Here is a 13,316-nt window from a genome sequence, read left to right as displayed (position 1 = left end):
TGGGAATAGACCTCACTCTGAAAGCAAATTATGATGCCTATCAGACTATCAAATATGCGGTGAACCATAAAGAAAAAGAACTGTTTAAAAATTTTCTGAATGAAACCCATAAATCCCTTTCACCCAACATGACAAAAGCCATTAAGTCACTCAAGGTCGCCGAAGAATACATTCTCAACAGTCTCTCCTATACCTACTCCAACGGAGTAATCGAAGGGATAAATAACAAAATAAAGGTCATCAAGAGAGTCTCTTACGGCTACAGGAACTTCATTCATTTCCGTAATCGGATTTTTATCCAATTCAATCTGCTTCAGGCAATATAAAAAAACAAACCCCAAAAGAGAAAAATTCTCTTCTGGAGTTTGTGAATGTGGCTCCCTTATTTCAACAGATAAAATGTCTCATCAACACCATTTGACAGAGAGCCGAAAATCAAAGAGGCAACCTCAAATGGCGAGGTTGCCTCACTTCATGCTTGTAGCACTAGTTCCTGTTAATTTATCTACCAACAATGTTGCGGTTGGTATTTAAAGTTACTGTTCGTTGACATGATCTTCGTTCATGTGAGTCTTACAAACTTCCGGACTACTTTTTCCACTGAATGAGGAACATGGCCACAATATGAAGTTGTAGTACTGAAGATTCATAAAACATTTAAACGGGGCATCTCGCCACTCACATTTAAATACGAATCTTCTTCGAGATAACATTTTAAGTTTACTCGCCTAAAATGTTCCTTTCTGAACCTTTATCCATTCTATTACGGTTTTAACTTCACAGGTTAAATCAATTTTTCATAGTTTTTCAAGCTAATCTAAATCTTTTCTGCTGCTACGTTACTTTTTTCATTCAATCTGTCATGTTGAATCTTTTCTAGATTTTTCGGGTCTATACTTAAAGTCTCTACTCGATCATGAATGAAATTAAAACCATAAGATGCAAGAACTTCAATTGGTTCTATGTAAAGAATTCATTTTATACAACCCTTTCGAGTTATATACCCTTCCTTCTTTACACTGTAATAATAACATGAAAGCGCTTGCTTTGCAAGTAAATGTTGACTATTTTTTTAATTATTTGAATTTTTTTATTTATTCCCCCAAGTTTCCGGCTGACTTTATGGCTACAATTTTAGTGTCTTCAGCTTCTATTCAACTGCCTATACACTTTCCATGACAGTACGGCTCTTCAGCAATGATAGAACGCATTTAAGGGCCGCCTTCCAGCAGCCCCCAATTCGATCAGTGCTTCGTCTTGACGACGACAGCTTCATTCACTTGCACCAATTCATCATTTAAATACACAGCTAACTCTGGTCCTTCTTCTATAGTGAGGGTCACTTCTCCACCGATCACTTGCACATCAAGCAGGCTGCCGCGGAAATTGATTTTGAAATCATAGCCTTGCCAATTTTTAGGAACGAATGGTTTGAAATGCAGGGCGCCCTCTTTCACGCGCATTCCGGCAAAGCCTTGAACGATAGCCAACCAGGCACCGCTCATCGAAGTGATGTGGAGCCCGTCATCCGTATCATTGTTGTAGTTGTCCAGATCGAGCCTAGCGGTGCGCGCATATAATTCAACAGCTTTTTCTTCCTTCCCAAGTTCCGCAGCCAGGACAGCGTGCACGGATGGGGACAAGGAAGATTCGTGCACAGTCATCGGTTCATAGAAATCAAAGTTGCGTCTCTTTTCTTCCATACTGTACCGATCATTCAGGAAATAGATGCTCTGCAGCACATCGGACTGTTTGATGAACGGGGATCGCAGGATTTTATCCCATGACCAGTGCTGATTCAAAGGCCTTTCGCTCGGATCCAACGTATCGGCAGGACGAAGGTCTTTATCAAGGAACGTGTCATGCTGTACGAAAACGCCGATTTCCTCATCATACGGATAATACATCCGGGCAACAATATCTTTCCAGTGCTCCGTTTCCGCTTCCGTCAGGCCATGCTCTGCCCATTTCTCAGGGGACACTTTTTTAGCGCGTCCAGCGTGTACTGCAGCGTCCAAGTTGCCATATTGTTGGTGTGGTAATTGTTGTTGACATTGTTTTCGTACTCATTAGGACCCGTCACGCCATGGATCATATATTTTTGATTGCGTTTAGAAAAATGGACCCGATCCGCCCAGAAACGGGAAATACCGACCAGGACATCGATTCCCGTTTCAACAAGGTAGCTTTCATCGCCAGTATAATTCGTGTAGTTATAGATGGCATGCGCAATCGCCCCGTTGCGGTGGATTTCCTCGAAAGTGATCTCCCATTCATTGTGGCATTCGACCCCGGTGAAAGTCACCATCGGATACAAAGCGCCTTTGAGACCCTGCTGGCGTGCGTTATGGAAAGCACCAGGTAACTGCTGATGACGGTAGCGCAACAACTGGCGGGTGACTTTCGGATCGGCCACGGAAAGGTACATCGGCACCATGTATGCCTCCGTATCCCAATAAGTGGCGCCGCCGTATTTCTCGCCGGTGAAGCCTTTCGGACCGATGTTCAAGCGTTCATCTTCGCCGTAATAAGTAGAAAAAAGTTGGAAAAGATTGAAGCGGATCCCTTGCTGCGCTTCGTCGTCGCCCATTATTTTCACGTCCGCTTTTGTCCATCTCGCTTGCCAAGCACGTTCATGCGCGGCGATAAGCGTGTCGTAGCCTTCTCCAGCAGCTTCAGTTGCCATCTTTTTGGCTATAAACGCCTGCTCAGCATCCGGAATGTCCCGGCTGGTGACAACAGTGACATACTTGTCAAAAACGACCTTTTCGTCCGCGGAAACGATTCCTGAAAAAGTTTCTTCTACTAAAAGGCCGCTTTCGTTGCAGCCGGTTTGCCTCAATCCAGAAACACGGTTGCTCATCGCTGCAGTGACCGTGAACTGGTCGATCCCGAACGGATTCGGAATCGTTTTGGTGCTCAGACTGACAGGCGCATCCAGCGTACGCCCAGCTTCTTCCCAGAACATCTCCTCGTAATTTGCATCTTCGTTCGTCACATTGCCATCCAGACGCGGGGGGAATTCCAGGTCGGCGGACCCTTTCAACACTTCTGCCGTTACCCGCACGAGACAAAGCTCCTTCTGTGAGATGCTGACGAAGCGTTCAAAAGTGAACTTGATTTCCGCAGCATCGCTCTCGCTTTTCCAAATGAAGCTGCGGTTCAATACGCCTCGGCGCATATCCAATTCCATATGAAAATCCGCGACAGGCTGCTTCGCTAAATCAAGCGGTTCCTCATCAACGAGGATACCCACAGCAATGAAGTTCATGGCGTTGATGACTTTCCCGAAATATTCGGGGTAGCCGTTCTTCCACCAGCCCACACGCGTTTTGTCGGGATACCAGACACCCGCCAAGTAGGACCCTTTATGGGTATCGCCTGAGTAACCCTCCTCAAAATTGCCGCGCATCCCCATATAGCCATTGCCGATTGAAGTCAAGCTTTCCTGCAGTCGCTTCTCTTCTTTGTCCAATACAGCCGTCTTTATTTTCCAATGGTCGATATCAAAGAGCCTTTTCATATAACAGTCCTTATTTCCGGAATCAGATGCCGGTCCTTTTCGGAGACCGCATAAAATTGATTGTTCTGATGACTCTATTATCCCAATTTCGGCCACCTCAGTGCAAGCGCGCCCATACATTATTCTATAATATTTCCCATGTGCTTTCAGACCTCGATCAGCAGCGCTTCGCCGTAACTCTTGAACAAAATCGGCACGCCGCGGGTCTCCAGCAAACCTTCACTGATTTGATACTCCTGGTCATCCAGCTGATTCCGATAAGCACCATCCGGCAAATCGACAGCAACCTTGGCAGCTTTCCCATCCAGGCAGAAAATGCCCGTCAGCCTTTCATTCCCGAACCGGTAATGGCCGATGACCGTTTCCGATCCGGAAGCTGCTTTCAGGTCATAACTGCCCTCCCGAACAGCGCCTTCCCGCTTGAAACGTTGCAGCCGCTGCAACAAAGGTGTCAGATCCTCCTCACTGGTCCACGCAATCGGATCCTTTTCGAACAGATCCGGCAGGTGCGCCGTCGCGGTCTCCTGTCCGCCGAAGAGCAGCAGCGTCCCTTTCTGGAAATAGGCAAAAGCAGTCCAATTCCGCAGCCTGCCGATGTCATCGATCTTCGAGCGGATGCGTGGATGATCATGGTTCTCCAAGAAACGCAATTTGACGTAATTCACGGGATAGATGCCGTCCTGGAACAGAAGGACATCAAGATAATTTTTGAGGCTGATTTCCCCCCAGAAGTAAGCCTGCTGGAAATCGTGCACATCATAGTCGTAGGTGATATCGAAGGCTTCATACAATTCACTGTCGGAATGGCCGACATTACCCCGGTCCCGATTCATCCTCAGAAAACTCGGGTGGACTGATTCGGCCAACCAGATAACGCCTTCTTTGACTTCTGCGACTTCTTTTTTGGCTCGAATCCAAAATTCCAACGGCACGAGACTCGCCACATCGCAGCGAAAGCCATCAACAATGGAAGCCCATTGCTTCAATGTCTCGATCTGGTAATCCCACAAATCCGAATGACTGTAATCCAAGTCGACGATATCATACCACTCGCCGATTTTATTGCCCATTTCGCCGTTCGGTCTGCGGTAAAACCACTCCGGATGCTGTTCGACAAGCCGTGAATCCGGCGACGTGTGGTTATACACAACATCAATCATCACTTTCATACCTAAATCATGAATCGCGGAAACCAGTGCTTTGAGGTCATCTATCGTCCCGTAGGCAGGATTGACCGCGCGGTAATCTTTGATGGCGTAGGGACTGCCTTCCACGCCTTTACGCTTCGTTTCACCGATGGGATGGATCGGCATAAACCAGATGATGTCGGCCCCCAGCCCCTTTATACGTTGCAGATCCGGGATGATGGCGTTAAAAGTCCCTTCAGATGTGTGATTCCGAACATAGATGCAGTAGATAATTTGATTCCGTAAGTCCAAAAGTGTGTCTTTTGCCATAAGGATCCTCCTTAACCATTTCAGCTATTGTAAACGGTCTGGAAAACAGCCACACCGTAAGGCGCCAAGTGCAACGTTTGCCCTTCCAGCCTGTTCCCTTCATTTTGCAACAGAACTTGGCGGTAACCATGGGACTCCAACTGATGAAGCACAAACTCCTTCGGCTGGTCCGTGACGTTGCAGATGACCAGACCGACTTGTTTGTCCATCACACGTTCATAGACATAAAAATCATCGTGCGTATCCCAGAGATGATAGTCGCCTTCGACGAACAGATCCGTCTTCTTCAGATCCAATACTTTCCGGTAAAAATGCAGGATACTGCCGGGATTGGCTTCTTCCGCGGATACGTTATAATCCGCTTCAACATTGATGCCACTCCACGGGGGGACTGTCGAAAAACCGGCAAAAGCCGACTGATCCCATTGCATCGCACCGCGGCTGGCGTCCTTTGAACTTTCCCGCAGATTGTAGAGAACCGCTTCTTCGCTGTACCCCAACGCGAGTGCGTCCTTATAGAACGTCTTGGCTTCCGGAGATTTAAAATCTTTGATGTCGTTCAAAAATAGATTTTTCATCCCAAGCTCCTCCCCATTCAGGATGAAAGGAATGCCTTTCTGAAGATACATCAGAGCCGCCAGCATTTTCGCGCTGTTATCGCGGTGCTTACTGTCGTCCCCAATCCGGGAAACGACCCGAGCCATATCGTGGTTGTTCCAATAGAGCGTCGGACCGCCGACATCCGCCATGACTTTCTGCCACTCCTGAAGATTTTTCTTGAAGGCGCCGTAAAGCAGCTTCGTCTTTTGCATATTCGAGGAGAGGCGCGGATCTTTCGATTTTTCATCCATCGTGAAATAACGGAAAGTGATGACCGTGTCGCAGCCGCCAAGAACGGGATCGGTATAGGAACGCGCCAGCTCGACGGTTGCCGAAGCTGCCTCCCCGACGATGAATGTGTCCGGATAGCGTTTCCGCAAAGTCGAGGTGAAGAATTTCATGTACTCGTTGATTTTTGGAAGATTGGCGTAATATTTCTCAGCCAAGCCGATTTCCCCTTCATCCAGTCCTTCCACATCCGGAAAACCTTCTTCCTTTTGCAGATGGATAAAAGCATCCAAACGGAAACCGTCGACTCCCTTATCGAGCCAGAAAAACGCGATATCGACCATCGCGCGCCGCACTTCCGGATTGGCCCAATTCAGATCAGGCATTTCTTTCGCAAACAGATGGAAATAATATTGGTCACCGGATGGTTCCTTTTCCCAGACAGTTCCTGTGAAAAAAGATTCCCAATTATTAGGCAGATCCTGCCCGCCGTTTTTGCCGTCCGCCCAGATATAATAATCGCGGTACGGATTGTCTTTCCCCTTTAAGGCTTCCTGGAACCACGGATGCTGTTCAGAAGTGTGATTCATCACGAAATCGAAAATGACTTTGATGCCGCGTTTATGCGCTTCGAGGATCAACTCTTCAACCTCAGCCATCGTCCCGAAAATCGGATCGATTTCGAGGAAGTCGGAAATATCATAGCCATTATCGACTTTCGGCGATTTGAAGATCGGATTCAGCCAAATCATATTGACGCCCAAATTTTGAATATAATCCAAACGGTTGATAACACCGCGAATATCCCCGATACCATCCCCGTTGGAGTCCTGAAAACTCATCGGATACACTTGATACACAATCAATCCATGCCACCACTCACGAACATTACCCATACCAAAAACCTCACTTTCGTGATGGCTAGCTTCGCTGGTTCGTTCAGCCTAACCCGTGAAGCTAGCCATCATTATTCGTTAGAACAATACTTACCTTAAGCTTACCCAAAAGGCCTAATAAAAACAAATCACAGGATGTGATGATGCCCATACTTTGCAGTATTCCATCATTTTCTGTACGATTTTCCTTTTTTCTTGTTATAATGATAAAATTAAGGAAATCAAACGAACTTACTCATCATCCAAAAGGAGTCCTCATCCATGAAAAAAACAATCGGATTCATCGGCAGCGGAAATATGGGCGGAGCTATCATCGGTGGGCTCGTCGGTTCTGCACTTGTTGCACCAAACCAAGTCATCGTATCCAGTCAAGACAACGAAAGCCTGCAATCCTTGAAGGACCAGTACGCCATCCGCATCGCGGACGACAACAGACAGGTGGCAGCCGAATCGGATATCCTCTTCTTGGCCGTCAAACCGAATATCTACAATGTCGTCATCGATGAAATCAAAACGACCGTCAAAGAGAAAGTCGTCATCGTTACGATAGCAGCCGGAAAAAGCTTAAGCGACATCGAAGAACGCTTCGGCCGCAAGGTAAAAGTAGTCCGCGCCATGCCGAATACCCCGGCTTTGGTTGGCGAAGGTATGACCGGCATCTGCGCCAACGAAGTGGTGAACGTCGCTGAGTTGACGGACGTCAAAAATATCTTCGACAGCTTCGGCCGTAGCGAAATGGTTTCGGAATATATGATGGATGCCGTGACAGGCGTCAGCGGGTCATCCCCGGCCCTGGTCTTCATGTTCATCGAATCTTTGGCGGATGGCGCCGTCCGCGGCGGAATGCCCCGCCAACAAGCCTATAAATTTGCAGCACAAGCTGTTCTCGGATCCGCGAAAATGGTTCTGGAAACCGGCAAACACCCAGGCGAACTGAAGGACATGGTCTGCTCCCCGGGCGGAACGACGATCGAAGCCGTTGCCGAATTGGAGAAAAACGGATTCCGATCCGCTGTCATCTCAGCAGTCCAGACAACCATCGACAAATCCATCGCCATGAGCAAACCGAAAGAAAACTGAAAACAACCAAAACAAAACCCCTGAGCTGCTCACTCGCTTAGGGGTTTCGTTTACTATGCAAAAAGAGCTCTTCCCCGGAAAACCTGAGGAAGAGCTCTTGACTATTAATGGTGGTGATGATGCCCGGCAGCTTCCGCTCCGTCAGCAATATCTTCTTTTTGGATCCCTTTTTCCTGACATTCAGGACAAATGCCATAGACTTCCATGCGGTGATGGCCGACTTGGAAACCGGTCAAATTTTCGGCAACCATCTCCACATCATCCAATACCGGATAATAGAGATCGACGATTTTCCCGCAACTTTCACAGATTGCGTGATAATGTTGCGTGTTACTGAAGTCAAAACGGCTCGAAGCATCTCCGTATGCCAATTCCTTCACGAAGCCGATTTTTACGAAAAGTCTCAAGTTGTTGTAGACAGTGGCAGCACTCATGTTGGGAAAACGATCGGCCAACGCTTTGTAGATATCATCTGCTGTAGGGTGCATTCTGGACTCGACCAAATATTCCAAAATCGCGTAACGTTGCGGTGTAATCCGGATATTGGCGTTTTTCATTTTTTCGATTGAATCATTTACGACTGTATGGTGCATGGAGTATCCCCCCCCTTCTGGAATCACTTGTATATGATAGTCATTATAATTTACATTTAGCTGAATTCATCATATATCGATTTGCCGAAAATAGCAATACATAAGCCCTTAACATTCAAAAAATTCCTTACTTTTTATTATCATGTCGCAGATGGAAACGAATCCAGAACGGCAGTTTTCAAACAACCATCTTGTCGACCTTTACATGGCCACGGGATTAGTATATTCTTAATTTGGATTATTTTTTTTACATCATTTATCGACTTGGAGCTGAATCTATATGAAACTTGGCGCCCGCACCTTTAAAACGGGTCTCGCCGTCGCATTAGCAATGATTGTCGCCCAATACTTCGGATTCGAAGGCGGAGGCGTCATCGCAGGCATCGCAGCCATTTATTCCACCCAACCTTCACTTGGCCGTTCTTACACCAACTTGAAAAGCCGAATCATGGCCAATACAATCGGTGGCTTGGTAGCCGTTTTCGTCGTCATGACCTTGGGATACAACATCTATCTGCTCGGTATTTCAGTGATGTTGTTGATTGCCATCCTGAATGCCCTCAAGCTCGAAGACGTGATCGGGTTGTCGATCGTGACGTTGATCGTTATTATGGTCGGCACGGATGACAATTTGATGTTAAGTGCCACCTATCGCGTATTGGAGACATTCGTCGGCGTCATCATTGCTTTTTTGGTCAATACATTCGTCGCCCCACCGCGATACGACGAACGCCTGTACCACACGGTGGACTATGCCACTACCGAATTTCTGATTTGGATCCGTGCCGGTTTGCGCAAGAATACCGAATACTCCATCATGAACAACGATCTGAAATGGGCGCGCACGCAGCTCAAAAAAATGGACAATCTTTATCAATACTTGACCGAAAGCGGCCTGTTCAACAAACAAAATAAATATCAGAACAAAAAAATGCTGGTCGTCTACCGCAAAATGATCCAAACGACCCGATCAGCTTTTCACGTTCTGGAAGTGCTGCACGATTACGAGAATGTTTTCTATCAGTTTCCTGTCGAAATGCGCATCATGATCCGAGAACGCCTGGAGACCTTGATGAGTGGGCATGAGCAGATTATGCTGAAATTCAGCGGACGGGTTCCGGCCAATCAAGTCAATTTCTTCGAAGCCAACAAAGATCAGCGTCACGATCTGATGGATGTCTTTTTCCAACGCGCCCAAGAAGAAAGTGATTTCGGCAAATACAGCAGTTCCGAAAGCTACGGCATCATCCACCTGATGAGTGCCATCCTGGCGTACGAAGACGATCTGGTTCACTTCAACAAACTGGTCCGCAGCTACAAAGCGACTCCAGGCAATAAATCAAAAAACATCAATAATATCGAAGACATCATCCACTAAAGAGTCGGCCAACTTTTTTAGGGACAGCAAGAAAGAGGCGTGCAATCGACCAAGAGTATTTTCTTGTCGACTGCGCGCCTCTTTTATATTCTGAAAACATTTTTGGATCTAGCTTTGGAAAGCCCACTTCTCGATGGCATGGGCCACGCCGTCTTCTTCGTTGGATAAGGTGATTTCATTGGCAATGCTCTTCAGATTATCGGTTCCGTTGGACATCACGACACCCAGACCGGCAACTTGGATCATTTCATAATCGTTCTCGCCGTCGCCCAGCGCCATTACTTCCTCCATCGCGATCCCCAGATGGTCCGCCAATTTAGTCAACGCAGTGCCTTTATTTGAGCTCTTCTCCATTACTTCCATAAGGAAATCCTGGCTACGGACGATATAGAAGTCATCACGCATCTTGACTGGAATGGCCGAATCAATGACATCCACCTCGCTCGGTTCGCCGATGTAAAGGATCTTCATCAAGCCCATCTCTTCGGTTACCGCTTTGGGATCCAATACGCTGATGTCCATGTTGACGATGGTGGCATCCTTCTGCATCGATTCCGTCACTTCATCTTCCAAGCTGTAATAATGGTGCTCACCTACCAACAGCGTGCCGGCGGAAAAACCTTTTCCGAACTCATAAATCTCCTGCACTTCAGCAAGCCTCAACGTTTTTTTGTAGACCGTTTCGTCCGTGTCCGCACGCAGAATGTAGGCGCCATTCTGTGCGATGATGTAGTCCTCATGTTCGCCAAATCCCAGTTCGTCCGCGTAAGGCTTGATGCCCGCAGGCGGACGGCCTGTGCATAGTACGATTTTGATACCTCGACGCATTGCCTCTTGGATCGTCTCTTTCACTTTTTGCGTCATCACTTTCTGGCCGTTGACCAACGTGCCGTCGATATCGATTGCTATCATTTTTATCATCAGTGAACCCACCCCATCATTTTCATTCGATGTATTTGCCTCTTCATTGTACCAAAAAATGCTTTAGGATGTGACAATCTTGCATAAAGCAGAATGAAAAATGTTGCATAGAACAGCAATCAGGCCGGCGCCTGATCACCAACTCCGGCCAAGACCTGGACCGCCGGAGTTCATCGCAGATTCGGCGGCCCATCTCCGGCGACCACCCGCTGGCCGGAGATGGGCTCAGTTTCGAACGCTGTCCTCCGTTCAAGCCGTCCTCCCCGGAGGACAGCTCCGGGCAGTTCCTGCATACCAAAAAACGGCCGCCTCAAGTGAGACGACCGCCCGGACTACCATCATTTATTTTTTACAAGCACTGTAACGGAGAGGTATTCCACCCGGATGCGGGATAGTCCTTCGACTATTCTCGGTTCATCCAAGTTCGCTTTGCCGTCTTCGATTAACACTCGATAGTCTCCGGCTTCAACATCAAAATCGATAGCATTCGTCTGGCCATTGAAAATGACGTAGTATAACTTTTCCGTGTCCTCCAACTGATACACAACGATTTGATAGTCTGCTTTGACTATATTCATGTGCTCCTTGACTTCATCAATGGTCCGCAAGCGGAATAACGGCTCGTGCTTGCGCAACGCGATCAAGCCTTTCATGTAATCCACAGCCTGTTTCATTTCAGAACGACGGTGCCAATCCATGCGGTTGATCGAATCCGGTGCATTGTAGCTGTTCTCCAGCCCGTTCTTTGTGCGCATGAACTCTTGCCCTGCATGAATGAACGGGATGCCTTGGCTCAGCAGAACGAAGCTGCTTGCCAAAAGATGGCGCCGCATACGGGAACCTTCATCATCCCATGGCAGCGAAATCTTCAATTTGTCATAAAGCGTCAAATTGTCGTGAGCCTCCACATATTGCACCATCTGGGCTGGAGTCTTGTAGTTGCCTCGGCTAGCGGGGTAGTACGCTCCGCCTTGCAGATTTGTGGCGATCCAGCCTTCCATGAACGGTTTGCCGGTGACAAAGCCGGTATCGTTCCCGCTGTTGAAGTCGGAACCTTTGATTGCTTCACGCAACGCATCGTTGAAATGAGCCACACCGGGCATGCGGTCCGCATTCTGTTGGACAGCCTTTTCGGAAGGAGGCAGATTGGTGTTCAGATTCCACCCTTCACCGAGAATGATGATGGAAGGATCGATTGCATCCAAAGCGATACGGATTTCATTCATCGTTTCGACATCATGGATTCCCATCAGATCAAAGCGGAATCCGTCCATGTGGAAGTTCTTCGCCCAATAAGTGATGCTGTCGATGATGTATTTGCGCATCATATAACGCTCCGAAGCGGTATCGTTACCGACACCCGTCCCATTGGATAGCGTTCCATCAGCATTTTTTCGGAAATAATAACCTGGCACAGTTTTTTCCAAAGCATGCAGTTTCGGTAAATAGACGTGATTGTAAACGACGTCCATGATGACACGGATTCCCGCATCGTGCAAGCCTTGAATCATTTCCTTCATTTCCAGGATGCGAACTTCCGGTTGATAGGGATTGGTGGCATAGGATCCTTCCGGAACATTGAAGTTCTGCGGATCATAACCCCAGTTGTATTGTTCCAACGGTTTCAACTCATTGACTGTGGAAAAATCGGCCATCGGTAAAAACTGGACATGCGTTACGCCCAGTTCTTTAAGGTAATCCAGCCCGGTCTTGTCGCCATCCGCAGATAAGGTACCTTGCTCGACCACTCCCAGGAATTTGCCTTTGTTTGCAATCCCGCTTGTTGGGGAAATCGTGAAGTCACGAATATGTAATTCATAAATAATGGCGTCGACTGGTGAAGCGATCGGTTCCAATCGGGGTCCCCATTTTTTTGGATTGGTATTGAATATATCCAAAATAACGGAACGTTCTCCGTTTGCGGTTGTCGCGTAACTATAGGGATCGACCGTTTCGACGACTTTGCCATCCGGGAAAGTAATCGCATATTTGTATGCGGTCCCTGCATAGTCCCCAATCATAATGAGTTCGTGAGTCCCTCTTCCGCCTTTCCCCATCGTGTGTCTTTTCTTCTCTTTGCGGTACAGACTTTCATAAACAATTACTTCTACACTGAGCGCTGTCGGAGCCCACAACCGCAGAATAGTCCTCTGCGGTGTATAAATTGCCCCCAATTCTCCATCAAATGAATACTTTTTATCAAAAACAGGCGACTGCACAAATTGCTCTAGTGGATCATCTAAATTATCTAAGTCGTATTGATAACAAGTAGTCGATGGAACGTCAGTCCGTTTCCGTTCATCAACTTGTATGTACATGACATTACCTCCGAAAAATCTTTTTTCTGGTGAAATTGCGTTTAAGCAGCTGTCTATTGTGCAGCGGCCTCCAAATTTGCCTGCATGTTTGTGAAATACATAATCTTCGACCTACACAGAACACCTTCGCATAAAACGCTTACATCTTTTGTTTATGTCATAATTATACATAAGAAACACGATAATATCAACCTTTCAAAGAACTTCTTATGCATTTAGAACAATAATGTTTTTGTATTATCCTTACTGACCTTATTTGTGAAATCAGGATAATGACTGATTGACTTTTCTGCTTTATTGTAGATGGAAATATGAAAAAATC

The 13,316-nt window shown here is 47.0% G+C and carries 8 protein-coding genes and 1 pseudogene; 3 read left to right on the top strand and 6 right to left on the bottom strand.

Features of this window, described 5'->3' with window-relative positions:
* The coding region (locus TES5_RS06535) for a transposase (protein ID WP_198143301.1) at positions 1-326 on the top strand (326 nt) is incomplete at its 5' end.
* Positions 327-1,244: 918 nt separating this feature from the next.
* On the opposite strand, the pseudogene TES5_RS06530 reads toward TES5_RS06535, so the two are convergent.
* From TES5_RS06530 to TES5_RS06520, 3 genes and pseudogenes are all read right to left on the bottom strand, one after another.
* Positions 1,245-3,523: pseudogene (locus tag TES5_RS06530) on the bottom strand (glycoside hydrolase family 65 protein).
* Positions 3,524-3,669: 146 nt separating this feature from the next.
* A complete protein-coding gene (locus TES5_RS06525; protein ID WP_068561048.1) occupies positions 3,670-4,980 on the bottom strand; it encodes an alpha-amylase family glycosyl hydrolase in 1,311 nt (436 codons plus the stop codon).
* Between the two features lie 20 nt (positions 4,981-5,000).
* Positions 5,001-6,704 (bottom strand): glycoside hydrolase family 13 protein, encoded by a 1,704-nt coding sequence (locus TES5_RS06520; RefSeq protein WP_068561047.1) that lies wholly within the window; start codon positions 6,702-6,704, stop codon positions 5,001-5,003.
* Positions 6,705-6,965: 261 nt separating this feature from the next.
* Here TES5_RS06520 and proC point away from each other — a divergent pair, with 261 nt between their 5' ends.
* Positions 6,966-7,784, top strand: coding sequence for a pyrroline-5-carboxylate reductase (gene proC, locus TES5_RS06515; protein ID WP_068561046.1), 819 nt, complete (start codon positions 6,966-6,968; stop codon positions 7,782-7,784).
* Positions 7,785-7,888: 104 nt separating this feature from the next.
* On the opposite strand, the gene perR is transcribed toward proC, so the two are convergent.
* Entirely contained in the window at positions 7,889-8,377 is a 489-nt protein-coding gene (perR, locus tag TES5_RS06510; protein ID WP_068561045.1) for a peroxide-responsive transcriptional repressor PerR, read from the bottom strand.
* A 280-nt stretch (positions 8,378-8,657) separates the two neighbouring features.
* On the opposite strand from perR, the gene TES5_RS06505 reads away from it, so the two are divergent.
* The gene (locus tag TES5_RS06505; RefSeq protein ID WP_068561044.1) at positions 8,658-9,755 is read left to right on the top strand and encodes an FUSC family protein; all 1,098 of its coding nucleotides are present in this window, start codon (positions 8,658-8,660) and stop codon (positions 9,753-9,755) included.
* A 108-nt stretch (positions 9,756-9,863) separates the two neighbouring features.
* On the opposite strand, the gene TES5_RS06500 is transcribed toward TES5_RS06505, so the two are convergent.
* Both TES5_RS06500 and pulA read right to left on the bottom strand, forming a co-directional pair.
* A complete protein-coding gene (locus tag TES5_RS06500) occupies positions 9,864-10,676 on the bottom strand; it encodes a Cof-type HAD-IIB family hydrolase (protein WP_083546551.1) in 813 nt (270 codons plus the stop codon).
* 338 nt (positions 10,677-11,014) lie between these two features.
* Positions 11,015-12,994 (bottom strand): type I pullulanase, encoded by a 1,980-nt coding sequence (gene pulA, locus TES5_RS06495; RefSeq protein WP_068561043.1) that lies wholly within the window; start codon positions 12,992-12,994, stop codon positions 11,015-11,017.
* Positions 12,995-13,316: the final 322 nt, after the last annotated feature.

Source organism: Trichococcus sp. ES5, from assembly GCF_900067165.1.
In the GTDB taxonomy this organism is placed as follows: domain Bacteria; phylum Bacillota; class Bacilli; order Lactobacillales; family Aerococcaceae; genus Trichococcus; species Trichococcus flocculiformis.
Note: the sequence above shows the minus strand (reverse complement) of the source record. Positions and strands in the feature narration are given on the sequence as shown.

Coding starts and splice junctions, on each gene's coding strand:
- TES5_RS06525 (WP_068561048.1), bottom strand. CDS start 4,980: ATGGCAAAAGACACACTTTTGGACTTACGGAATCAAATTATCTACTGC.
- TES5_RS06520 (WP_068561047.1), bottom strand. CDS start 6,704: ATGGGTAATGTTCGTGAGTGGTGGCATGGATTGATTGTGTATCAAGTG.
- proC (WP_068561046.1), top strand. CDS start 6,966: ATGAAAAAAACAATCGGATTCATCGGCAGCGGAAATATGGGCGGAGCT.
- perR (WP_068561045.1), bottom strand. CDS start 8,377: ATGCACCATACAGTCGTAAATGATTCAATCGAAAAAATGAAAAACGCC.
- TES5_RS06505 (WP_068561044.1), top strand. CDS start 8,658: ATGAAACTTGGCGCCCGCACCTTTAAAACGGGTCTCGCCGTCGCATTA.
- TES5_RS06500 (WP_083546551.1), bottom strand. CDS start 10,676: ATGATAAAAATGATAGCAATCGATATCGACGGCACGTTGGTCAACGGC.
- pulA (WP_068561043.1), bottom strand. CDS start 12,994: ATGTACATACAAGTTGATGAACGGAAACGGACTGACGTTCCATCGACT.